The organism is Pseudomonas sp. Marseille-P9899 (genome assembly GCF_903166565.1).
In the GTDB taxonomy this organism is placed as follows: Bacteria; Pseudomonadota; Gammaproteobacteria; order Pseudomonadales; family Pseudomonadaceae; genus Aquipseudomonas; species Aquipseudomonas huaxiensis.
The window spans coordinates 191,739-212,828 of sequence record NZ_CAESCG010000004.1 but is presented as its reverse complement, the minus strand read 5'-3'; the positions used below and the strand labels follow the sequence as shown (position 1 = coordinate 212,828).

Sequence of the window (21,090 nt, the reverse complement as noted above, 5' to 3'; positions counted from 1 at the left end):
CCGACAGGAAGCCGCCAGCGATTGAGTCTGTCTATGGTAGTTCATGATCTTGCGTATCGGCTGTCACACAAAAGACACAATTCCTACGCGAAACTGCGCCATATCAAGCCTTGCACTGCTCCGCGTTGGCGTAAACCGACTATCGTGGCAGGATTGCCGGGTTAACGACCGAGAAGCCATCACATGCCGCATTCCCCTGCCAAGAACCTTTCCCTGATCGCCGCCATTGACCTTGGCTCCAACAGTTTCCATATGGTTGTAGCCAAAGCCCATCACAGCGAAATCCGCATCCTTGAGCGGCTCGGCGAGAAGGTTCAACTGGCGGCTGGCATCAATGAAGAGCGCCAGCTCAACGAAGAATCCATGCAGCGCGGCCTCGATTGCCTCAAGCGCTTCGCCCAACTGATCAACGGCATGCCCCAGGGCTCGGTGCGCATCGTCGGCACCAACGCCCTGCGCGAAGCGCGCAACCGTGGCGAGTTCATCCGCCGCGCCGAAGAAATCCTCGGCCATCCGGTGGAAGTGATTTCCGGCCGCGAGGAAGCCCGCCTCATTTATCTGGGTGTTTCCCACACCCTCGCCGACACCCCCGGCAAGCGCCTGGTGGCCGACATCGGTGGCGGCAGTACCGAGTTCATCATCGGCCAGCGTTTCGAACCGCTGCTGCGCGAAAGCCTGCAAATGGGCTGTGTCAGCTTCACCCAGCGTTATTTCCGCGATGGCAAGATCACCCCGGCACGCTACGCCCAGGCCTACACCGCAGCGCGCCTGGAACTGATGAGCATCGAAACCGCCCTGCACCGCCTGGGCTGGGATGAAGCCATCGGTTCATCCGGCACCATCCGCGCCATTGGTCTGGCCATCAAGGCCGGCGGCCTGGGCAACGGTGAAGTCAACGCCGAAGGCCTGGCCTGGCTCAAGCGCAAGCTGTTCAAGCTGGGCGAGATCGAGAAGATCGACTTCGACGGCGTCAAACCTGACCGCCGGGCGATCTTCCCGGCGGGCCTGGCGATCCTCGAAGCGATTTTCGACGCCCTCGAACTGCAACGCATGGACCACTGCGACGGCGCCCTGCGCGAAGGCGTGCTCTATGACCTGCTCGGCCGCCACCATCACGAAGACGTGCGCGAGCGCACCCTCAGCTCGCTGATGGAGCGCTACCACGTCGATCAGGGCCAGGTTGCCCGGGTCGAGCGCAAGGCGCTGCACGCCTTCGACCAGGTGGCCGCGGCGTGGGATCTACAAGACGGTATCTGGCGTGAACTGCTGGGCTGGGCGGCCAAGGTGCATGAGGTGGGCCTGGACATCGCCCACTATCACTACCACAAGCACGGCGCCTACCTGATCGAACACTCCGACCTGGCCGGCTTCTCCCGCGAAGACCAGCAAATGCTGGCCCTGCTGGTGCGTGGCCACCGCCGCAACATTCCCAAGGACAAGTTCGCCGACTTCGGCGACGAAGGCGTGAAGCTCATTCGCCTGTGCGTACTGCTGCGCTTCGCCATCCTGTTCCACCACATCCGCGGCACCCAACAGATGCCGAAGGTGGAACTGCACGCCAATGGCGACAGCCTGGCCATCGCGTTCCCGGATAACTGGCTGGAAGAGAACCAGTTGACCCGGGCCGACTTCGAACAGGAAGCCGAGTGGTTGGCCCGGGTCGGTTTCGTCCTCAGCGTACGATAAGCACCGGATTGCTCAGGCGCTCGAGCAGAGTCGCCTGAACACTGCGCGGGTTCTGATTGCCGGTCGGCGTGCTGCGTACGTAGCGGCCGTCCGGTTGCAGGATCCACGAGTGGGTGTTGTCGGTCAGGTACCCTTCCAGCTCTTTCTTCACCCGTAGCAGCAGTTTCTTGCCCTCGACCGGGAAGCAGGTCTCGACGCGCTTGTCGAGGTTGCGCTCCATCCAGTCGGCACTGGACAGGAAGATCTGCTCATCGCCGCCATTGAGGAAGTAGAACACCCGGGTGTGCTCCAGGAAGCGGCCGATGATCGAGCGCACGTGGATGTTGTGCGAGACGCCGGCGATGCCCGGACGCAGGCAGCACATGCCACGCACCACCAGATCGATGCGCACGCCCGACTGGCTGGCCTTGTACAGCGCGCGGATGATCTTCGGATCGGTCAGCGAGTTGAACTTGGCGATGATGTGCGCCGGCTTGCCTTCCACGGCGAGCTGGGTTTCCCGCGCGATCATGTCGAGCATGCCTTTCTTCAGGGTGAAAGGCGCGTGCAGCAGCTTCTTCATGCGCAGGGTCTTGCCCATGCCGATCAACTGGCTGAACAACTTGCCGACGTCCTCGCACAGGGCGTCGTCAGAGGTCAGCAGGCTGTAGTCGGTGTACAGGCGGGCGTTGCCGGCGTGGTAGTTGCCGGTACCCAGGTGCGCGTAGCGGACGATCTCGCCAGCTTCGCGACGCAGGATCAGCATCATCTTGGCGTGGGTCTTGAAGCCGACCACACCGTAGATCACCACGGCGCCAGCGGCCTGCAGGCGGCTGGCCATCTGCAGGTTGGACTCTTCGTCGAAGCGCGCACGCAATTCGATCACCGCAGTGACCTCCTTGCCGTTACGCGCCGCGTCCACCAACGCATCGACGATTTCCGAGTTGGCGCCGCTGCGGTAGAGGGTCTGGCGCACGGCCAGGACGTGCGGGTCCTTGGCGGCCTGGCGCAGCATGTCCACGACCGGGGTGAACGACTCGAACGGGTGCATCAGCAGGATGTCCTGCTTGCTCACCACGCTGAAAATGTTCTCGCTGTTCTGCAACAGCTTGGGGATCGCCGGGGTGAACGGCGTGTATTGCAGCTCTGGATGGCTGTCCAGGCCGGTGATGCTGAACAGGCGGGTCAGGTTGACCGGCCCATTGACCTGATACAGCTCGCTCTCGCTCAGGCTGAACTGCTTGAGCAGGTAGTCGGACAGGTGTTTCGGGCAGGTATCGGCGACTTCAAGACGCACCGCGTCACCGTAGCGACGGGAGAACAGCTCACCGCGCAGGGCGCGGGCCAGGTCTTCCACATCTTCGGAGTCCAGTGCCAGGTCGGCGTTACGGGTCAGGCGGAACTGGTAGCAGCCCTTGACCTTCATGCCCTGGAACAGGTCGTCGGCGTGCGCGTGGATCATCGACGAAAGGAATACATAGTTGTCGCCAGGACCACCGACCTCTTCCGGCACCCGGATAACCCGCGGCAGCAAGCGCGGCGCCGGGATGATCGCCAGACCCGAGTCGCGGCCGAAGGCATCGATACCTTCCAGCTCGACGATGAAGTTCAGGCTCTTGTTCACCAGCAACGGGAACGGGTGAGTCGGGTCGAGGCCGATCGGCGTGATGATCGGCGCGATCTCGTCGCGGAAGAAGCGGCGCACCCAGGTCTTGAGCTTGGTCGTCCAGTGACGGCGACGGATGAAGCGGATCTGGTGCTTTTCCAGCTCCGGCAGCAGCACTTCGTTGAGGATCGCGTACTGGCGCTGCACTTCGTGGTGCACCAGGTCGCTGATCCGCGCCAGTGCCTGGTGCGGCTGCAGGCCGTCGGCGCCGGCCTGCTCGCGAGCGAAGGTAATCTGCTTCTTCAGGCCCGCAACACGAATTTCGAAGAACTCATCCAGGTTGCTGGAGAAGATCAGCAGAAACTTCAGCCGCTCCAGCAGGGGATAGGACTCATCCAGCGCCTGTTCCAGCACGCGGATGTTGAACTGCAATTGCGACAGTTCGCGATGGATGTAAAGGCTGCTGTCATCCAGGCCCGGTACCGCGACAGCGGGTGCCGGAGCAACCGCCGGCGCCTCCGCCGGGGGAGCGGCGACCACCTCGGGTTCTGGCGGAGTTTCCAGCAGTTGCTCGGGAGCGACTGGTTCATCCTTAACAGCGTCTTCGATCAGTGCTTCGTTATTCATCTTGCGTTCCTGAAGGGCGTTACTGCCCTCTCATCAATTGTGCGGCGCGTACAGCGAAGTAAGTCAGGATGCCGTCGGCGCCCGCTCGTTTGAAAGCGGTGAGCGATTCGAGAATGACGCCCTCGGAGAGCCAGCCATTCTGGATCGCAGCCATGTGCATCGCGTACTCGCCACTGACCTGGTAAACGAAGGTCGGCACCTTGAACTCGTCCTTGACCCGCTGAAGGATATCCAGATATGGCATGCCGGGCTTGACCATGACCATATCGGCGCCTTCGGAGAGGTCGGCTGCCACTTCGTGCAGCGCCTCATTGGTGTTGGCCGGATCCATCTGGTACGAGGCCTTGTTGGCCTTGCCCAGATTGAGCGCCGAGCCCACCGCATCGCGGAACGGACCATAGTAAGCGCTGGCGTACTTGGCCGAGTAGGCCATGATGCGCACGTTGACGTGGCCGGCCAGTTCCAGGGCTTCGCGGATGGCCTGGATGCGGCCGTCCATCATGTCCGACGGAGCGACCACCTGGGCGCCGGCTTCGGCGTGGGACAAGGCCTGGCGGACCAGTGCATCGACGGTGATGTCGTTCTGCACATAGCCTTCTTCATCAAGGATGCCGTCCTGACCGTGGGTGGTGAACGGGTCAAGCGCGACGTCGGTAATCACGCCCAGTTCCGGGAAGCGAGCACGCAGGGCGCGGGTAGCGCGCTGGGCGATGCCTTCGGGGTTCCAGGCTTCGGCGCCATCGAGGGATTTGTTTTCCGACGGGGTCACCGGGAACAGTGCCAGCGCCGGAATGCCCAGCTCGACCCACTCCGCCGCCGCTTCCAGCAGCAGGTCGATGCTCAGGCGTTCGACGCCCGGCATGGAGGCCACTTCCTCGCGGCGGTTTTCACCGTCCAGCACGAATACCGGCAGGATCAGGTCATCGACAGTCAGGACATTCTCGCGGACCAGACGACGAGAAAAGTCATCACGGCGGTTGCGACGCAGGCGGGTAGCTGGGGACAGACGATTGGCAGGGGTAAAGCTCACGGCAGACTCCTGAGCCCGCGCGGACAGGCGGGCGCGACAGTTATAAGCGGCCATTATGACGCTTGTGTGACAGGCGGGGACAACCCTGCGACCTACAGACGCAGGCATTGTCCCTTGTAGGAATTGTTCACGTCGAGACACATTTGGACACTTTCCCCAAAGCGCTCGAAGGGGTAGGCTGCGCGTTCATTTCGCCAGCATCCAGAAAATGCTTCAAGAATTCCTGCAAGATTTCGGCTACTTTGCCCTTTTTCTAGGTACGTTTTTTGAAGGCGAGACCATCCTGGTACTGGCCGGATTCCTTGCGTTCCGCGGATACATGGACATCAACCTGGTGGTGCTGGTGGCGTTCTTCGGCAGCTATGCCGGCGATCAGCTCTGGTACTTCATGGGCCGTCGTCATGGGCGCAAGTTGCTGGCACGCAAGCCGCGCTGGCAGTTGATGGGCGACCGGGCGCTGGAGCATATCCGCCGCCACCCGGACATCTGGGTGCTGAGTTTCCGCTTCGTCTACGGCCTGCGTACCGTGATGCCGGTGGCCATCGGCCTGTCCGGTTATCCACCGCGCCGCTACCTGTTGCTCAACGGCATCGGCGCGGCGGTCTGGGCGCTGGCCCTGGGTGCCGCCGCCTACCACTTCGGCGCGATTCTCGAAGGCCTGCTGGGCAACGTGAAGAAGTACGAGCTATGGGTGCTCGGCGGCCTGCTGGTGCTCGGCGCCCTGCTGTGGCTGCGTCGCCGGTTCAAGGCCGCGCGCATTGCCAAACAGGAAGCGGCGGCTCAAGTACAGGCCGATCAGGCTGAGCAGGCTGTAACCGAGCAGCGCGACCCACCCCAGGGCGGTGACCGACCCTAAACCGGTCACACCGGCCAGCGCATAGGCCGGCAGGTTCAGCCCCAGCCGCGTCAGTTCCAGACGCCGCGCCCAGGGACGGTTCTCCAGCGCCGTCCCCAACACGAACAATCCAAACGCCATCACCCCCCAGCCCAGCAGCAACGCTGCCAGCGGCAGGTGCCCGCCGGCGTTCATCAGATAGCTGCCCAGCGCCACATAGACCGCGAATTGCAGCAACACATAAAGCTGCTGCGCGCCGCCCAGCGGCACCTCGAACTTGCGGAAATTGGTCAGATCCTGCTTCGCCTGTGGATAACGTTGCGCCACATCGGCCGGCCGCCAGCCAGTGGGCATGAACCAGATCCGCAGCTTGTCCCACCAGTGCCCCGTGCGCCGCGCATCCGCCCAGAGCTGGGCGTAGAACTGCAGATTGGCCCACAGCGGATTCCAGCTCGCCAGCGGCGTGGTCACCCCGAACACCACGGGTTCGTTATCGTCTTCTTCGAGGAAGGTGCCGAACAGACGGTCCCAGAGAATGAACACGCCACCGTAGTTGCGATCTATGTAGATAGGATTCTGCGCATGGTGGACCCGATGATTGGACGGCGTGACGAACAGCCATTCATACCAGCCGAGCTTGGGAATGTGCCGGGTATGCACCCAGAACTGGTACAGCAGGTTCAGCGCGCCGACGCTGACGAACACCAGCAGCGGCACGCCCAGCACCGCCAGCGGCAGATAGAAGATCCACGACAGCAGAAAGCCGGTGCTGGTCTGACGCAGCGCGGTAGAAAGGTTGTAGTCCTCGCTCTGGTGATGCACCGAATGCGCGGCCCAGAGAATGTTGCGCTCGTGGCCGAAGCGATGCAGCCAGTAGTAGCAGAAGTCATAGGCGATGAACGCCAGCACCCATACCCACCAGGCATTCGCCGGCAACTCGAACAGCGCCAGGTGCTCCAGGGCAATGGCGTAACTCACCAGCCCCACCCCTTTGGTCAACAGCCCCGTGGTGGTCGACAACACCCCCGCACTCAGGCTGTTGACGGCATCCGCCAACCGATAATTGCTCACGCCGCGCCAGCGGTCAGCCAGCAGTTCGACCGCGATCAAGACGAAGAAAAACGGCACGGCAAGCAGGATGAAGTCCATGGCGAGTCCATTTTCTGGCAATGGATCAAGATTAGGCCCGCAATGCGGGAATCCCTATGGCGACAACTGCCAAATTAGACGACATTTAGCGCCTCGAATCGGGAGTAGAAAGCATGACCAAAAAAGTTGCTGTGATTCTGTCAGGCTGCGGCGTCTACGACGGCGCGGAAATCCATGAAAGCGTCATCACCCTGCTGCGCCTCGACCAGCGTGGTGCCCAGGTGCAGTGCTTCGCGCCGAACATCGCGCAACTGCACGTGATCAACCACCTCACCGGCGAGGAAATGCCCGAGTCGCGCAATGTGCTGGTGGAGTCCGCGCGGATTGCCCGCGGCAATATCAAGGACCTGCGCGAAGCCGATGCCAACGACTTCGACGCGCTGATCGTGCCCGGTGGTTTCGGCACCGCGAAAAACCTGTCCAACCTGCTTCTTGAAGGCGCCAACTGCACCGTGCAGCCGGATGTCCTGGCCCTGGCCGAAGCATTCGCCGAAGCCGGAAAGCCGGTGGGCCTGATCTGCATCTCGCCGGCACTGGCGGCGAAGATCTACGGCCCGGGCGTGGTCTGCACCATCGGCAACGATGCCGAGATCAGTGCAGCCATCGTCAAGATGGGCGGCACTCACGAAGAATGCGATGTGCACGGCATTGTCGAAGACACCGCGCGCAAGCTGGTCAGCACCCCGGCCTACATGCTCGCCCAGTCCATCAGCGACGCCGCCGGCGGTATCTACAAGCTGGTCGACCGCGTACTGGAACTGACCCACGAAGGTGAGTGACCGGGGCTAGCCGGGCTGACGGCTCCGGCCTCAGCCCGGAAACTGCCGCGCCAGCCGCGTCAGGATGCGGTCGAGGGAATTGGCGAACGCCTGCTTTTCGCGTTCGCCATAAGGCGCCTGGCCGCCGCCGACCTGGCCCTGCTCACGCAGGTCGGTGAACAGGTTGCGCACCGCCAGCCGCTCACCCATGTTGCGCTCATCGAACTCGCGGCCACGCGGGTCAAGGGCGGCGACGCCCTTCTTCACCAGGCGGTCGGCCAGCGGCACATCGCTGCAGATCACCAGTTCACCGGGGACCGCGTGTTCCACCAGGTAATCATCGGCGGCATCCGGCCCGCTCGGCACCACGATCAGCTTTACGCAGGCGAAAGGCGGCTTGGCCTGGGGCCCGCCGGCCACCATCACCACTTCAAATTGACGCTTGAGCGCGAATTTAACGATCTGATCCTTCGCGGCCTTGGGGCAGGCGTCGGCATCGATCCAGATACGCATCATTGAGTTATCCACAGCGAGACGAAACAGGCGGGCAGTATCCCCGCTCGCCCGCCCCGCTTCAAATCAATGCGCCGAAACGCGGCGCCGCTCGCTGAACCAACTGCGGCCATACAGCACCGCGATTGCCAGCAGGGCCGCGACCTGGGCGGCCAGCGAATAGGCGTCAGCGTGGATGCCCAGCCAGTCGAAGTCGAAGAACGGCACCGGCCGGGTGCCGAAGATCCCGGCTTCCTGCAGCGCCTTGACGCCGTGCCCGGCGAACACCACCGACAGCGCGCACAGCAGCGCCGCGTTGATGCTGAAGAACAGCGACAGCGGCAACTTGGCCGAGCCACGCAGGATCACCCACGCCAGACCCACCAGCAGCACCAGCGCCGTGGCGCCGCCCGCCAGCACCGCCTGATGCCCGGCCGGGCCGGCCTGCAACCAGAGGGTTTCGTAGAACAGGATCACCTCGAACAGCTCGCGGTACACCGAGAAGAACGCCAGCATGGCGAAGCCGAAGCGACCACCGCCGCCCACCAGGCTGCTCTTGATGTAGTCCTGCCAGGCTGCGGCATGCCGACGGTCGTGCATCCACACGCCGAGCCAGAGCACCATCACGCAGGCGAACAGCGCCGTGCAGCCTTCGAGCAATTCACGCTGCGCGCCGCCCACATCGATCACATACGCAGCCAGCGCCCGGTGCCGAAGCCTGCCAGCAACGCCAGTCCCCAACCAATGTTGACGCTGCGCACCGCCGCCTGCTGCCCGGTATTGCGCAGAAACGCGAGGATGGCTGCCAGAACGAGGATCGCCTCCAGCCCTTCGCGCAACAGAATCAGCAGGCCGGAGATATAACTCAGCGACCAGCTCAGGCCATCACTGCCCAGCAGGCCGGCGCACACCTTCAGCTTGGCCTTGGCGTCGGCCAGACGCTGGCTGACCTGCTCCAGCGGCAGGCCGTCCTGAAGCGACTGACGGTAAGCCATCAGGGCTTTTTCGGTGTCTTTGCGCACGGTGCTATCGACGTTGTCGAGCGAGCTTTCCACCAGTTCGAAGCCTTCCAGATAAGCCGCCACCGACAAGTCGTAGGCTTGCTCGTGGTCGCCGCGCTGGTAGGCCGCCAGACTCTGGTCGAGGGTGGTGGCGGTGTAGTCGAGCAACTGCCCCGGACCGCGCTGGACCTGTGGCGGCTTGGCGCGCTGGGCACGGAAGGCGGGCAGCGCTTGCGCGCCCTGGGCTGCTTCGATTTCGGCCGGGGTCTGACGCGCCAGGTCGGCGAGGTTGAACGGTTTGTCGCTGACGGCCTTGGCCGGATCGGCACTGAAACCGGCGATGTAGGAGGCCAGGTCCCAGCGCTGACGCTCGTCGAGCTGGTCGGCGAAGGACGGCATGTCGGTGCCTTCGATGCCCAGACCGAGGGTGTTGTACAGATCGAACAGGCTCAGCCGGTCGAGGCGCGCGACATCCCGCAGGTTGGACGGCGGCGGCTCCAGCCCAAGGCCCGCCGGGCCATCGCCGGCACCGCTGTCGCCGTGGCACACCGAGCAATGCTGGGCATAAAGCGGCGCGCCGCGTGTCGGGTCGGGCGTGATGACCGGGGCCTGGCTGACTTCATACGCCAGCGCCAGCTCCGCGCCCAGTTGCCGGGCCTGACGCGTCACGCTAGCGCCATCTTGATGTTCGCTGATGGCCTGGCGCAGATTAGCGACGCCGTCCTGCAACGCCTTGCGCTGAGGCCGCTCCGGCAGGTCGGCGAGCAACCCTTGCAGGGCCCCGACGAACTCCAGTTGCTTGCCATGCCCGGCCTTGTCCACCGCGTTGCCGGCCTGCACCGTGTCCGGGTAATCCGCGCCAATGGCGTCCAGCAGGTGCAACGCCTTCGCCGCCCCCTCGACAGGTTCAGCCAGTGCCGCAGCACTGCCCAGGACCAGCATTGGCCACAACAGCCAGGCGAACAAGCGGGAGCGGGAAATCATGGGGCCAGTCTCGGACGGTAGCGATGAGGCGAATATTGTTCACCGCCGTCCTGGCGGGCTCAAGGCGAATCGTAAAAATTAGCAACAATTTCATTAATTGCCCTTCCGAATGCGGCGGAAGTTACCGTTCATCGGGCACTTCAGAGATAATGGCACCCGTACTGGCACTCACCTTCGGTAACAATCCGCACGTCTTGGAGTAGCGAAGTCCGCCCCTATACTGCGCGCCTTCCGTTATGCCCTAACGGAATCAAAGAACAATTCAAAAGCACTTTTCGGCCTTCCAAAAGACCCCAACCTCTGTTCAGGGAAGAAGTAATGAAGTCCCGTGTCTTCACGTTTGCCGCACTCTTCGTGGCACTCCAACTGACAGGCTGCTCCGTGTTCCGCAGCTACGACAGCGAACTCCAGGAAACCAACCAGCACCTGAGCAGCGGCAACATCGATGCCGCCCTGGCCGTGCTGGAGAAAAACAACACAGGCGAAGACAAGGATCTTCTCTACTACTTCGAAAAAGGTGAGTTGCTGCGCTCCAAGGGCGACCTGAGCGGCAGCCAGACTGCCTGGCGCGCGGCCGACGGGCTGGTGTTCAAATGGGAAGAGGCGGTCAAGCTCGATACCGAGAAGGACCTGAGCCAGTTCGGCAGCTACCCGGGCAACGACAAGGTCCGCCGCTACGAAGGCTATGACTATGAAAAAGTCATGCTGACCACCCAGATGGCCCTGAACCTGCTCGCGCAGAACGACTTCGACGGCGCCCGCACCGAAATCAAGAAAACCCACGAACGTGAAGCGGTGATCGCCGAGCTGCGCGACAAGGAATACCTCAAGCGCGAGGAAGAGGCCGAGAAGGAAGGCGTCACGACCGAGTACAAGGACCTGCGCGGCTACCCGGTCGCCGCCCTTGATGCGCCCGAAGTCATCGGCCTGAAAAACAGCTACCAGAGCGCCTTCAGCCATTACCTGTCCGGCTTCGTCTACGAGGCGCTGGGCGAACAGGGCCTGGCCGCGCCGGGTTATCGCAAGGCTGCCGAACTGCTGCCCAACACCCCGCTGCTGGAACAGGCCCTGCTCGACCTCGACAAGAGCACCGACAACAGCAGTGAGCCCGCCCCCGTCGCCAGCAAGGACAAGGGCAAGCGCAAAGGCAAGGCCAAAGAAGTCGTCGTGGAAAAACCCAAGAGCCAGGACAGCGACGTGCTGATCGTGGTCCAGAGCGGCCTGGCGCCAGCCCGCGACTCGATCCGCATCCCGTTGCCGCTGGTAATCAGCGGCAATCTGGTGATCACCCCGCTGTCGTTCCCGATCATCCGTGAAGACACGTCCACCGCCCATGTTGGCCAGGTCACGCTGGACGACAAGTCGCTGTCGCTGACCACGCTCAACAGCACTTCGGCCATGTCTCGCCGGGCCTTGCGCGACGACATGCCGGGCATCATCCTGCGCACCAGCGTGCGCGCCGTCACCCGCGCGGTGACGCAGAAGCAGCTCAACGACGTCAACCCGCTGGCCGGACTGGCCGTCGGTATCGCCTCGGCCATCACCGAAGGCGCTGACACCCGCACCTGGCGCACCCTGCCCAACGAAACCCTGGTCGCCCGCGTGCGCCTGAGTCCGGGCGAGCACCAGTTGAGCCTGCCTTCAGGCCTGGGCGGCAGCAAGATCGTGGTGAAAGTCGACCGTCCTTATCAGGTCGTTTCGCTGCGCGTCGTCGGCAACCAGGTCTTCGCCGCCGGCTCCGCCAGGCTCCTCACACCTCCGGCTCCGGCAGCCGCCGTCGCCACCCTCAAGTAACCAAGGACTGTCATGCGCTTCAAACTCGCCATCGCCCTCGCCGCCGCCCTGCTGGCCGGTTGCGCCACACCGCCGCCCGCTCCCGGCAGCGCCGCCAGCAAAGTCGTAGTCATGGGCAAGCTGAAGAACATCGAGACCGGCCCGATGCGGGTCGCCCGCGAGAACGGCTTTCTCACCGTCAAGGTCGCGCTGAACAACACCAGCAGCAGCAACAAGACCCTCTTCTACCGCTTCGCCTGGTTGGGCAACGACGGCTTCCCCGTCGCCGACGAGGAAAGCTGGAAGACCCTGACCCTGTACGGTTCGCAATCCAGCGTCCTGCCAGCGATTGCGCCGGTTCCCCAGGCCACCGATTTCCGTCTCGAAGTCCAGTCTCAGTAATTTTTTTCCGGAGTTTTCTACATGAAGTTTGTCCAGCTTTCCCTGCTCGCCGCCGTCGTTGCCCTGGCCAGCGGCTGCTCGTCGCCCTCCCCCGTGCTGGGCGGCAAGAACATCAGCTACGGCGACAGCAAGGCCGTCGAACTGGTAACCAATGAATTCGGTTCCACCGACCTGCAAATGATCGCCGAAACCATGACCCGCTCCCTGGCCCAGTCCGGCGTGCTGCAAGGTCGTCCGGTGGTTCAGGTCTACGACGTGAAGAACAAGACCAGCGAGTACATCGATACCCGCGAGATCACCACCTCGATCAAGACCCAGTTGATGAAGTCCGGCACCGCCCGCTTCGCCAGCGACAACAACCAGATGCAGAGCCAGGTCGATCAGCTCAAGCTGCAGAACCAGAGCGGCCTGTACAAGAAAAACACCGTCGCCAAGACCGGCAACATGATCGCCGCCAAATACCGCCTGGAAGGCTCGATCAGCTCGATCGTCAAGCGCAGCGAAGACTACAAGGACGTCTTCTACAAATTCAGCCTGCAACTGATCGACGTCGAAAGCGGCCTGGCCGAGTGGATGGACGAGAAAGAAATCCGCAAGACCACGGAGCGATAAGCAATGCGCGCATGGATGGGAATTCTGGGCCTGGCCTGCGCCTTTGGCGTACAGGCGGCCCCCAAGGTGGCGGTCACCGACCTTGCGTATCAAGAACGTGTGGAGCAGTACATCCACATCGTTTCTGCGCAGAACAGTTCGCAGGCAAGCATGTATAGCGCCAGCGGCTCGTCGAACTACAACGAGTTCGAGAGCAGCCAGAGCTACATCGAGCAGACCGAACTGCGCAAGTTCAGCGGCGACATCAAGGGCGAGATCATCAAGTCCGGGATGTTCCAGTTGGTGCAGGGCACGCCCTACACCGCCGACGCCAAGGGTGACGTCTACGACATCATCAAGCGCATCAAGGCCGGCCACTTCAAGGGCGCGGACTATGTGCTGTTCGGCACCTTGTCGGATGTCGACTTCGAGCAGGACACCAACGCCATCGACAACACCAACAGCTACTCGGCGGTGTTGGGCCTGACCCTGGTGGCCGACTTCAGCCTGATCAACACCCGCACCTACGAAATCACCTCGGCGTTCACCGCCATGGGTGAAGGCCAGCAAACCAAGCTGGTCAACGGTCGCGACGCGAAAATCAGCCTGAGCCGGCCGAAGGTGGTGCGTGAAGTGTCGAAAGAGCTGGGCATCGATGTCGCCCGGCAACTGGCCGAGCAGTTGGGCGGACCGGTATCGGGACAGCCTCGCAGCTACCAGGGTGGCAACAACCTGCCGCCGGATGAGCCAGCGCGGGTTCTGCGCTAAGGCACAAAAAAGCTCGCTTCAAGCCCCTTGCCCAAAATGCCTGGGGCTTGAAACGAAGCAGCGGTCAGGCAACACCGGCCTCAAGCCTGGCAGCCGCAAGATGGCGCTCGCGAAGCAAGAGAAAGAGTGGCAATGCCAGTGACGGCCCGACGGCAAGGCCGCACAACGGCAACCACAGTCGAGGGACCGCCAGCCTGCGACCTTCGGCAAGCACGAACACAATGACCACCAGTCCTGAAACCAGGACATCAGCCCAAGCGAATGCTGTGATGGAGTCAGCGGTTGCCTGCTGCAACAGCAGCGGTAGATCGAGGCCCTGCGCCGCAAGCCAAGGGACGAACTGCGAAAGGGGCAACGCCGCGCCCGCAAAGCAGAAGAAAAGATAGATGACCTGCATGTGAACTCCTGTAGGGGCCAACCTGGCGTCATGCCAATCACGCCGCCACTGGCCGTCTCTGGCTGAAATGGTCGGCCAAAACTCTCCAAATTGCTTACCGCCTGGCGCCGCAGCGTACGCCATGCCGGAACTCGCGCGAAACAAAAAAGGCGACCTTCTCAGGTCGCCTTTTTGCATTGCAGATCGAATCAGACCGGCGCCCGGCGAATGGTCGCCAGCAAGGTCGCCGCGCCCAGGAACAGGCCGGCGAAGGTGCGGTTCATCCGGCGTTGCTGCTTGGGCGTGCGCAGCAGGCGCAGCACGCGAGAGGCCAGACCGGTGTAGCCGGCCATCACCAGCAGGTCCACGCTGATCATGGTCACGGTGATCGCCACGTATTGCGGCAGCAGCGGCTCATGCGGGTTGATGAACTGCGGCAGCACCGCGAGCATGAAGACCAGCGCCTTGGGGTTGCTGACGTTGACCAGGAAACCCCGGAACACCAGGCTCAGCGGCTTGCCGATCGGACGGACCGCAGCGTCGTCGGACAGGTCAGCCGGCAGTGCTCGCCATTGCTTCACTGCCAGGTAGATCAGATAGGCCACGCCAAACCACTTGATGATCTGGAACGCGGTGGCCGACGCCGCGAGGATAGCGCCGACGCCGGCGGCAATGATCGCAATCTGCAGGATCAGGCCCAGTTGCAGGCCCAGGGCGTTCCAGTAACCGCGCCAGAAGCCATATTGCAAACCGCAGGACATGGAGGCGATAGCCCCTGCACCCGGCGACAGACTGATTACCCAACAGGCGGCGAAAAAAGCCAACCACGTTTCCAGCGACATGACACACCTCGGCCAAAAAATCGGTTCAAGGCCTCACGCTAATCCGCTGGAAAAGAAATCACCACAAAATTTTTCAGCGACCGCTCAATGACCGCTCGACTTGTCCTCGGTCACCAGTGGCAAGACATCACTGCCACGCCAGCGCCGCACGGACTTCTGGAAGAACTGGCTGTTCGGCACCTGCACCAGCGCGCCGCCGGTTTCCGGCAGTTCCACCAGGGTGGTGAACAGCAGGTTGATGGCCGTGACCCGGCCCTTGATGCCCGGCTTGTCGGTGGTGTCGACCAGTTCAACCACATCGCCGATGCGGAACGGACCGACCGTGAAGATCAACACCGCGCAGAGCAGGTTCGACAGCACGCTCCAGATCGCGAAGAACGCCACCGCGGCAACCGCGACAAAGCCCGACAGCGCCGTCCACAACACCGTGGCCGAAACCCCGAGCCGCTCCAGCACAAACAGCAAAGCACTGCCCATGATCAGCCAGCGCAGGCCGCCGCGCAGCGGCACCATCAGTTGCGGCGGTAGCGGGTAGCGCTCGCTCAGGCGTTTCAGGCAGCGGGCAACCAGGCGTTGCAGGACGAACGCCACCACCAGGATCAGCAGGATCTGCAAACCCATCCAGAACGGTCCGATCCACTCCACCGGCAACATCTGCCGCAACGACTCCATCAGGACAATGCCTCCAGCTCCGCCTGCATGTTTTCCAGCACTTCGAGCGCTTCCATCCAGGCTTCTTCCAGTTCCGCTTCGCGACTTTTGAGCTGGGCCTGACGGGCCAGCAGGTCACGCAGTTCGTCCTTGCGGGCGGCCTCGTAGACACCGCTGTCGCCGAGGCTCGCTTCGACTTTCGCCAGCTCCGCGTGCAGCTTGCCCAGCTCGGCTTCGAGCTTGTCGGCCTCGCGCTTGTGCGGTGCCAATTGCTGGCGCAGGGCCGCGGCGGCCTGGCGCTGGGCCTTCTTGTCGGTCTTGTCGGGGTTGGCCGGCGTCGTACTGACCGGCGCGTTGCGCTGGCGATACTCCACCAGCCAGCGGGCGTAGTCATCGAGGTCGCCGTCGAAGGCTTCCATCTTGCCGTCGGCGACCAGCAGGAACTCGTCCGTGGTGCTCTTGAGCAGATGACGATCGTGAGAGACCACCACGACGGCGCCGCTGAATTCCTGCAGCGCCATGGTCAGCGCCAGGCGCATTTCCAGGTCGAGGTGGTTGGTCGGTTCGTCGAGCAGCAGCAGGTTCGGCCGCTCCCAGGCGATCAGCGCCAGGGCCAGGCGGGCCTTCTCGCCACCGGAGAAATTCAGCACCGGCTCGTCGCAGCGATTGCCACGGAAGTCGAAACCGCCGAGGAAATCGCGCAGCGTCTGTTCGCGCTCAGTCGGCGCCAGGCGCTGCAGGTGCAGCAACGGGCTAGCCTTGCTGTCGAGGGAGTCGAGCTGGTGCTGGGCGAAGTAGCCGACCACCAGGTTCTCGCCACGTACCAGACGACCGGCCAATGGCTCCAGCTCGCCCGCGAGGTTCTTGATCAGTGTCGACTTGCCCGCGCCGTTAGGGCCCAGCAGGCCGATACGGGCACCCGGTGCCAGTTGCAGCTTGATCTTCTCCAGCACGGTTTTGTCGCCATAGCCCAGGCGGGCTTCGGCGAGGTCGAGCAGCGGGCTGGAGATCTTCTCGGACTCACGGAAAACGAAGTCGAACGGTGAATCGACGTGGGCCGCCGACAGTTCTTCCATGCGCTCAAGGGCCTTGATCCGGCTCTGCGCCTGACGGGCCTTGGTTGCCTGGGCCTTGAACCGGGCGATGTATTTTTCCATGTGGGCGCGCTGCGCCTGCTGCTTCTCGTACGCCTGCTGCTGTTGCGCCAGGCGCTCGGCCCGGGCCCGCTCGAAGGCGCTGTAGCCGCCGCGGTAGAGCGTCAGCTTGCACTGCTCGACATGGGCGACGTGATCGACCACGGCATCGAGGAAATCACGGTCGTGGGAGATCAGCAGCAGCGTGCCGGGATAGCCCTTGAGCCAGTCTTCCAGCCAGAGGATCGCGTCGAGGTCCAGGTGGTTGGTGGGTTCGTCGAGCAGCAGCAGGTCGGAGGGGCACATCAGTGCCTGCGCCAGGTTCAGACGCATCCGCCAGCCACCGGAGAAGTCGCCGACACGGCGGTCCATCTGCTCGTTGCTGAAGCCGAGGCCAGCCAGCAGCTTGCGCGCCCGCGCATCGGCGGTGTAGCCGTCGGCGCTGTCGAGCTCGATGTGCAGCCGCGCCAGGGCGATGTTGTCATCGGCGGCTTCGGCGGCGACAAGCGCGTCCTGGACCTTGCGCAGGTGCACATCTCCGTCCAGCACATAGTCCACGGCGAGGCGGTCGAGGGTGTCGACCTCCTGGCGCATGTGGGCGATACGCCAGTCGCCGGGCAACTGACAGTTGCCGGCGTCGGGTGTGAGCTCGCCGCGCAGCAAGGCGAACAGGCTGGACTTGCCGGCGCCGTTGGCGCCGATCAAACCGGCTTTGTGGCCGGCGTGCAGGGTGAGCTCCGCGCCTTCTAGCAGGCGTTGCGGACCACGCTGTAAAGTGAGGTTCGAGAGTCTGATCATAATGGCCGCGGAGTCTACCAGCTTCGATGGCAACTGGCGCGAGTGGGACCATGCACACCGACCTGTGGAATTTCGCCATCGGGCTCTATGCCCGGCCTGGCGTGGAACAAGCCTGCCTGGAACTTCAGACGCAGGGCGCGGATGTCTGCCTGCTGCTGTGCGCGGCGTGGCTCGACCGACGCGCAGTCGTGCCCAGCGATGAGCGCACCGAACAATTGCGGCAACTGGCTGGCCCGTGGCAGCGCGACGTGGTGCAACCGTTGAGGTCACTGCGACAGCAATGGCGCGCGCAAGCGACTGCGGACAGCCAACTGGCGGCGTTGCGCGAGCGAATCAAGGGGCTGGAACTGGATGCGGAGCGCCTGCAACTGGAACGTTTACAGGGTATTTGTGCCGGCTGGCCGGACGGGGACAAAGCCCCGCCGGATAGCTGGCTAGCACGGCTGGCGCCGGCCATCTCCCATCACCACGACGCGCTGCAGGTGCTGCGCGCCGCAGTGGTGACGACTCAGGAAGCCGTCGACGGAGATTGAGTGGTTGCTGCTGGAGCGCTGGCTGGAGCGGAAGCCGCAGGAGCCGGCGACGCTGGCGCTGCTGGTGTAGCGGCAGGGGTAGCGGGCTTGGCGGCAGGTTTCGCTGCTGCTGGCTTGGCAGGTGCCTTGGCGGCGGCGGGTTTGGCTGGCGCTTTGGCAGCAGCCGGTTTGGCTGGTGCCTTGGTGGCCGCTGGCTTGGCTGGAGCCTTCGCGGCTACCGGTTTGGCCGGAGCCTTGGCGGCGACGGGTTTGGGTGCTGGCTTGGCCGGGGCTTTGGCGGCGGCCGGTTTGGCGGCTACTGGTTTGGCGGCGGCAGGCTTGGCAGGTGCTTTGGCTGCGGCGGGCTTGGCAGCCGGTTTGGCTGGGGCTTTGGCGGCTACCGGCTTGGCAGCAGGTTTGGCCGGCGCCTTGGCAGCAGCGGCTTTTGCGGCTGGCTTGGCAGCGGTCTTGGCGGCTGGTTTCGCGGCAGGCTTGGCCGGTGCGCGAGTGGACAGTGTCTTGGACACGGCATCACGAACTTTGCCAACACCCTGGGCCAGCTTCAAGCTTTCCTGAACATCACGCTTGAGCCCAGAAATATAAGTGCGGGTTTGCGCTTGACGCTCTTGCAACGAATCGAGCAGTCCTTCCAACTCACTTACTACAGTTTTTGCCTTGTCCTGTGCCTTGGCTTTACCGGCGGTAGCGGCATCCTGAAGTTTGAGGCGAGACTTGTGCAGTTTTTCCTGAGCCTTGCCACGTTGTTTTTCCAACTTGGACAGGAGTTTTTCCGCATCAGCCAGCGCTTGCGAGCAGGCGTTCTCCAAATGCTCGAGCAGGCTGCCCGAGAGTTGTTGTAGCAGGTGCAAAGGCGTATTGACTGGCTTCTTGTTGGCCGACATGGCTTACCTCCTGGCTGACGAAATTGCGGCTCATACTAGACCTGTGCTGCTATCGCCGCTAGGGCATGTTGACCGCAAGGGAGACGCCGCGTTGCATGCCTGGGCAAAGTTGTTATCGCTGCAGCTCGAAAACAAGTGTAGATGCTGTATTTCCGACTGCCGATAATTAACTAATTGCGCCATGCCGACGGCATAATCAACACCGCTCGAAACTCTTCTTCGGTCTTTTCGGAGCCTGCCCGTGTCGCGCTATTTGTTGCTGTCATTAGTCCTCATGCTGCCGCCGGCTTTCGCGGAACAGACCACCCCCGCCACATCGGATCACGACCTCGCCTACAGCCTTGGCGCCAGCCTGGGTGAGCGCCTGCGCCAGGAGGTTCCGGGGCTGCAACTCCAGGCGTTGATCGAGGGCCTGCAACAGGCTTATCAGAACAAGCCGCTGGCGCTGAGCCAGGCGCGGATTGATGCCGTCCTCGCCAGGCACGACGAGCAGGCCACTGCCGCCGCCGCGCAATCGCAGGTCGAGCAGGCGCTGGCAGCGGAAAAGCGTTTCATGGCCACCGAGCGCGGCCGCGCCGGTGTGCGTGAGCTCAGTGACGGCGTGCTGATGACCGAGCTGCAGGCAGGCAACGGCGCCAAGCCGAAAGCGGGTGGCAGGGTGCAGGTTCGTTATGTGGGGAAATTGCCGGATGGCACGGTGTTCGATCAGAACAACCAACCGCAGTGGTTCAAACTGGGCAGCGTGATCGAAGGCTGGCAAACAGCGTTGCCGGAGATGGCGGCGGGTTCGAAATACCGCCTGGTGATCCCTTCGGCGCAAGCCTACGGGGCGGACGGTGCGGGCGATCTGATCGCACCGTACACGCCGCTGGTATTCGAGATTGAATTGCTCGGCGTTGCCGACTGACAGGCCGGCAACGTCATCGCAGAAGGATCAGGCCTGGGTGGCGACCTCTTCCTTGTGCGCGGTGTGCAGCACCTCGATCAGACAGTCTTCCAGTTCGAAGCGCTCGCGCAACTGACCACCGAGCTTGCTCAGCTCTTCGGCGAAACGCTCGGCGTCCTTGCATTCGCCTTTGTGGCAATTGTCGTTGAAGGCCGACGCGAGCTGAGTACTGTCATTGATGCGCGGGTTGATTTGTTCAGCCAGTTTCAGCCCACCGTCATCGCCAAACGCTTTGGCTTCGCTGACCAGTTGTTCGCAGATTTCGAAGTGCCAGGCTGAAACATAGTCCACGAGAATCTCGCAGAAACGGGCATTGGCTTTCTTGTCGGCAAATGCCTGCTTGGCATCGCGCAACTCGCGAAACGCAGTGACCAACTCCCTACGCTCTTGCAGCCAGCGATCAATGAGCTTGTGAACCCCACCCCAGCGTTCCTGAGCATTCTGACAACTATCTAACATGGCGGTCTCATCCCTAGTGGGTCGTGCCCCTGCGCCCCGTATCTCAAGGCTGAGATACAAAAAGGAATAACGGCAGAACGGCATTGAGCAGCAGTGTTTTCGGTATGCGTGCAGGGGAGATTATTCCCGCACGCCCTTGGCTTCAAGGTACGCAGGTGACTAGTTTCATACAAGTGTTTAAGCCTGCGACGCATCGCCACCGGTGATTCAAACGACCGGCGGCCCCCTTTCATGACCGCGCCGGGTTGGGCGGGTTCACCTCACGCCAAGGTAACAATCTCGACACCACCATCACGCCGAGCCCGAGAAACGCCAGCAGGCTCAATTCCGGCACACTCAGGTCCATGAAACTCCAGGTGATCGGCACGCATTCCGCCGCCCCCACCAGCATGCCTTGCAACCACTCGATGAGGCTTCCCTGCTCGACCAGATAGTCCATGGACTGCAGGCAAGGCGTGTCGTCGGTAGGAAAAAGCCCTTGCAGCCAAACATGCCGGGTTGCGAGCAGCGCGCCCGCAATGGCCAGCGCCAGGCACAGCCAGAGATACCGGCGAGCGACCCGGCGGGAGGGGCGATGAATCAGCCCACACAGGCAGACCAGCGAGAACGCCGCCAGCAACAGCCGCTGCCCCTGACACAGCGGACAGGCAATCTGCCCCAGGCCGAACTCGAGGTAGAACGCGCCGCAAAGCACCAGAAAGGAAGCCAGGAAAGCCGGGAGGAAGATTGAACGCAGACAGGCCAGCGGCATGGCAGAACCAAGGCAGGAAAGAGATTGCGCAACGGTAGA

General features: G+C 62.9%; 19 protein-coding genes and 2 pseudogenes. 9 read left to right on the top strand and 12 right to left on the bottom strand.

Annotated features, from left to right (window positions below; all coding sequences use genetic code 11):
* Positions 1 to 183: 183 nt before the first annotated feature.
* Entirely contained in the window at positions 184 to 1,686 is a 1,503-nt protein-coding gene (gene ppx, locus HWV67_RS20705; protein ID WP_175652608.1) for an exopolyphosphatase, read from the top strand.
* Here ppx and ppk1 read toward each other — a convergent pair.
* Together ppk1 and hemB are read right to left on the bottom strand one after the other, a co-directional pair.
* The gene (gene ppk1, locus HWV67_RS20700; protein ID WP_175652607.1) at positions 1,673 to 3,898 is read right to left on the bottom strand and encodes a polyphosphate kinase 1; all 2,226 of its coding nucleotides are present in this window, start codon (positions 3,896 to 3,898) and stop codon (positions 1,673 to 1,675) included. The two genes, ppx and ppk1, sit on opposite strands and share 14 nt — an antisense overlap.
* A gap of 19 nt (positions 3,899 to 3,917) precedes the next feature.
* Positions 3,918 to 4,928, bottom strand: a complete 1,011-nt coding sequence (hemB, locus tag HWV67_RS20695) for a porphobilinogen synthase (protein WP_175652606.1) — start codon at positions 4,926 to 4,928, stop codon at positions 3,918 to 3,920.
* 208 nt (positions 4,929 to 5,136) lie between these two features.
* Here hemB and HWV67_RS20690 point away from each other — a divergent pair, with 208 nt between their 5' ends.
* The gene (locus tag HWV67_RS20690; RefSeq protein ID WP_175652605.1) at positions 5,137 to 5,784 is read left to right on the top strand and encodes a DedA family protein; all 648 of its coding nucleotides are present in this window, start codon (positions 5,137 to 5,139) and stop codon (positions 5,782 to 5,784) included.
* Here HWV67_RS20690 and HWV67_RS20685 read toward each other — a convergent pair.
* Positions 5,704 to 6,912: pseudogene (locus HWV67_RS20685) on the bottom strand (sterol desaturase family protein); the annotation flags it as partial. The gene HWV67_RS20690 and the pseudogene HWV67_RS20685 sit on opposite strands and share 81 nt — an antisense overlap.
* A gap of 113 nt (positions 6,913 to 7,025) precedes the next feature.
* On the opposite strand from HWV67_RS20685, the gene elbB reads away from it, so the two are divergent.
* Positions 7,026 to 7,691, top strand: a complete 666-nt coding sequence (elbB, locus tag HWV67_RS20680; protein ID WP_175652604.1) for an isoprenoid biosynthesis glyoxalase ElbB — start codon at positions 7,026 to 7,028, stop codon at positions 7,689 to 7,691.
* Between the two features lie 30 nt (positions 7,692 to 7,721).
* Here the strand turns inward: elbB and HWV67_RS20675 are convergent, their stop codons facing one another.
* A complete protein-coding gene (locus HWV67_RS20675) occupies positions 7,722 to 8,183 on the bottom strand; it encodes a YaiI/YqxD family protein (RefSeq protein ID WP_095156498.1) in 462 nt (153 codons plus the stop codon).
* A 66-nt stretch (positions 8,184 to 8,249) separates the two neighbouring features.
* Positions 8,250 to 10,147: pseudogene (locus tag HWV67_RS20670) on the bottom strand (FTR1 family protein).
* Between the two features lie 318 nt (positions 10,148 to 10,465).
* Here HWV67_RS20670 and HWV67_RS20665 point away from each other — a divergent pair.
* From HWV67_RS20665 to HWV67_RS20650, 4 genes are read left to right on the top strand one after another with little or no spacing between them, the layout of a single operon-like run.
* A complete protein-coding gene (locus HWV67_RS20665; RefSeq protein WP_175652603.1) occupies positions 10,466 to 11,941 on the top strand; it encodes a COG3014 family protein in 1,476 nt (491 codons plus the stop codon).
* Positions 11,942 to 11,953: 12 nt separating this feature from the next.
* On the top strand, positions 11,954 to 12,322 hold the full coding sequence (locus tag HWV67_RS20660; protein ID WP_175652602.1) for a YcfL family protein: 369 nt from the start codon (positions 11,954 to 11,956) through the stop codon (positions 12,320 to 12,322).
* A gap of 21 nt (positions 12,323 to 12,343) precedes the next feature.
* Positions 12,344 to 12,934, top strand: a complete 591-nt coding sequence (gene lpoB / locus HWV67_RS20655) for a penicillin-binding protein activator LpoB (protein ID WP_095156453.1) — start codon at positions 12,344 to 12,346, stop codon at positions 12,932 to 12,934.
* 3 nt (positions 12,935 to 12,937) lie between these two features.
* Positions 12,938 to 13,681 (top strand): penicillin-binding protein activator LpoB, encoded by a 744-nt coding sequence (locus HWV67_RS20650; RefSeq protein WP_175652601.1) that lies wholly within the window; start codon positions 12,938 to 12,940, stop codon positions 13,679 to 13,681.
* A 64-nt stretch (positions 13,682 to 13,745) separates the two neighbouring features.
* Here HWV67_RS20650 and HWV67_RS20645 read toward each other — a convergent pair whose 3' ends face one another.
* From HWV67_RS20645 to HWV67_RS20630, 4 genes are all read right to left on the bottom strand, one after another.
* Positions 13,746 to 14,078 carry a DUF2834 domain-containing protein gene (locus HWV67_RS20645; protein WP_175652600.1) on the bottom strand — a complete coding sequence of 111 codons (333 nt, stop codon included), beginning with the start codon at positions 14,076 to 14,078 and terminating at the stop codon, positions 13,746 to 13,748.
* 188 nt (positions 14,079 to 14,266) lie between these two features.
* Positions 14,267 to 14,899: a LysE family transporter gene (locus HWV67_RS20640; RefSeq protein WP_095156455.1), complete on the bottom strand. Its 633-nt coding sequence runs from the start codon at positions 14,897 to 14,899 to the stop codon at positions 14,267 to 14,269.
* Positions 14,900 to 14,983: 84 nt separating this feature from the next.
* Positions 14,984 to 15,571, bottom strand: a complete 588-nt coding sequence (locus HWV67_RS20635) for a mechanosensitive ion channel family protein (protein ID WP_175652599.1) — start codon at positions 15,569 to 15,571, stop codon at positions 14,984 to 14,986.
* Positions 15,571 to 17,481 carry an ATP-binding cassette domain-containing protein gene (locus tag HWV67_RS20630; protein WP_175652598.1) on the bottom strand — a complete coding sequence of 637 codons (1,911 nt, stop codon included), beginning with the start codon at positions 17,479 to 17,481 and terminating at the stop codon, positions 15,571 to 15,573. Before HWV67_RS20630 ends, HWV67_RS20635 begins: the two co-directional genes overlap by 1 nt.
* A 50-nt stretch (positions 17,482 to 17,531) precedes the next feature.
* Between HWV67_RS20630 and HWV67_RS20625 the strand changes: the two genes are divergently transcribed.
* A complete protein-coding gene (locus HWV67_RS20625; RefSeq protein WP_175652597.1) occupies positions 17,532 to 18,014 on the top strand; it encodes a TIGR02444 family protein in 483 nt (160 codons plus the stop codon).
* Here the strand turns inward: HWV67_RS20625 and HWV67_RS20620 are convergent.
* Positions 17,990 to 18,895, bottom strand: a complete 906-nt coding sequence (locus HWV67_RS20620) for an AlgP family protein (RefSeq protein WP_175652596.1) — start codon at positions 18,893 to 18,895, stop codon at positions 17,990 to 17,992. The two genes, HWV67_RS20625 and HWV67_RS20620, sit on opposite strands and share 25 nt — an antisense overlap.
* 241 nt (positions 18,896 to 19,136) lie before the next feature.
* On the opposite strand from HWV67_RS20620, the gene HWV67_RS20615 reads away from it, so the two are divergent.
* Positions 19,137 to 19,802, top strand: a complete 666-nt coding sequence (locus HWV67_RS20615; RefSeq protein ID WP_175652595.1) for an FKBP-type peptidyl-prolyl cis-trans isomerase — start codon at positions 19,137 to 19,139, stop codon at positions 19,800 to 19,802.
* Between the two features lie 27 nt (positions 19,803 to 19,829).
* Here HWV67_RS20615 and rsd read toward each other — a convergent pair whose 3' ends face one another.
* Both rsd and HWV67_RS20605 read right to left on the bottom strand, forming a co-directional pair.
* Positions 19,830 to 20,300 (bottom strand): sigma D regulator, encoded by a 471-nt coding sequence (rsd, locus tag HWV67_RS20610; protein WP_175652594.1) that lies wholly within the window; start codon positions 20,298 to 20,300, stop codon positions 19,830 to 19,832.
* Between the two features lie 229 nt (positions 20,301 to 20,529).
* Positions 20,530 to 21,051 carry a disulfide bond formation protein B gene (locus tag HWV67_RS20605; protein ID WP_095156462.1) on the bottom strand — a complete coding sequence of 174 codons (522 nt, stop codon included), beginning with the start codon at positions 21,049 to 21,051 and terminating at the stop codon, positions 20,530 to 20,532.
* Between the last annotated feature and the right edge of the window lie 39 nt (positions 21,052 to 21,090).

Excerpts from the sequence above, each read along its gene's own strand:
- ppk1 (WP_175652607.1), bottom strand. The coding sequence starts at position 3,898 with ATGAATAACGAAGCACTGATCGAAGACGCTGTTAAGGATGAACCAGTC.
- HWV67_RS20690 (WP_175652605.1), top strand. The coding sequence starts at position 5,137 with ATGCTTCAAGAATTCCTGCAAGATTTCGGCTACTTTGCCCTTTTTCTA.
- HWV67_RS20605 (WP_095156462.1), bottom strand. The coding sequence starts at position 21,051 with ATGCCGCTGGCCTGTCTGCGTTCAATCTTCCTCCCGGCTTTCCTGGCT.
- HWV67_RS20645 (WP_175652600.1), bottom strand. The coding sequence starts at position 14,078 with ATGCAGGTCATCTATCTTTTCTTCTGCTTTGCGGGCGCGGCGTTGCCC.
- elbB (WP_175652604.1), top strand. The coding sequence starts at position 7,026 with ATGACCAAAAAAGTTGCTGTGATTCTGTCAGGCTGCGGCGTCTACGAC.
- HWV67_RS20650 (WP_175652601.1), top strand. The coding sequence starts at position 12,938 with ATGCGCGCATGGATGGGAATTCTGGGCCTGGCCTGCGCCTTTGGCGTA.
- HWV67_RS20625 (WP_175652597.1), top strand. The coding sequence starts at position 17,532 with ATGCACACCGACCTGTGGAATTTCGCCATCGGGCTCTATGCCCGGCCT.
- HWV67_RS20660 (WP_175652602.1), top strand. The coding sequence starts at position 11,954 with ATGCGCTTCAAACTCGCCATCGCCCTCGCCGCCGCCCTGCTGGCCGGT.
- HWV67_RS20675 (WP_095156498.1), bottom strand. The coding sequence starts at position 8,183 with ATGCGTATCTGGATCGATGCCGACGCCTGCCCCAAGGCCGCGAAGGAT.
- HWV67_RS20635 (WP_175652599.1), bottom strand. The coding sequence starts at position 15,571 with ATGGAGTCGTTGCGGCAGATGTTGCCGGTGGAGTGGATCGGACCGTTC.
- ppx (WP_175652608.1), top strand. The coding sequence starts at position 184 with ATGCCGCATTCCCCTGCCAAGAACCTTTCCCTGATCGCCGCCATTGAC.
- lpoB (WP_095156453.1), top strand. The coding sequence starts at position 12,344 with ATGAAGTTTGTCCAGCTTTCCCTGCTCGCCGCCGTCGTTGCCCTGGCC.
- HWV67_RS20620 (WP_175652596.1), bottom strand. The coding sequence starts at position 18,895 with ATGTCGGCCAACAAGAAGCCAGTCAATACGCCTTTGCACCTGCTACAA.
- HWV67_RS20630 (WP_175652598.1), bottom strand. The coding sequence starts at position 17,481 with ATGATCAGACTCTCGAACCTCACTTTACAGCGTGGTCCGCAACGCCTG.
- HWV67_RS20640 (WP_095156455.1), bottom strand. The coding sequence starts at position 14,899 with ATGTCGCTGGAAACGTGGTTGGCTTTTTTCGCCGCCTGTTGGGTAATC.
- HWV67_RS20665 (WP_175652603.1), top strand. The coding sequence starts at position 10,466 with ATGAAGTCCCGTGTCTTCACGTTTGCCGCACTCTTCGTGGCACTCCAA.
- rsd (WP_175652594.1), bottom strand. The coding sequence starts at position 20,300 with ATGTTAGATAGTTGTCAGAATGCTCAGGAACGCTGGGGTGGGGTTCAC.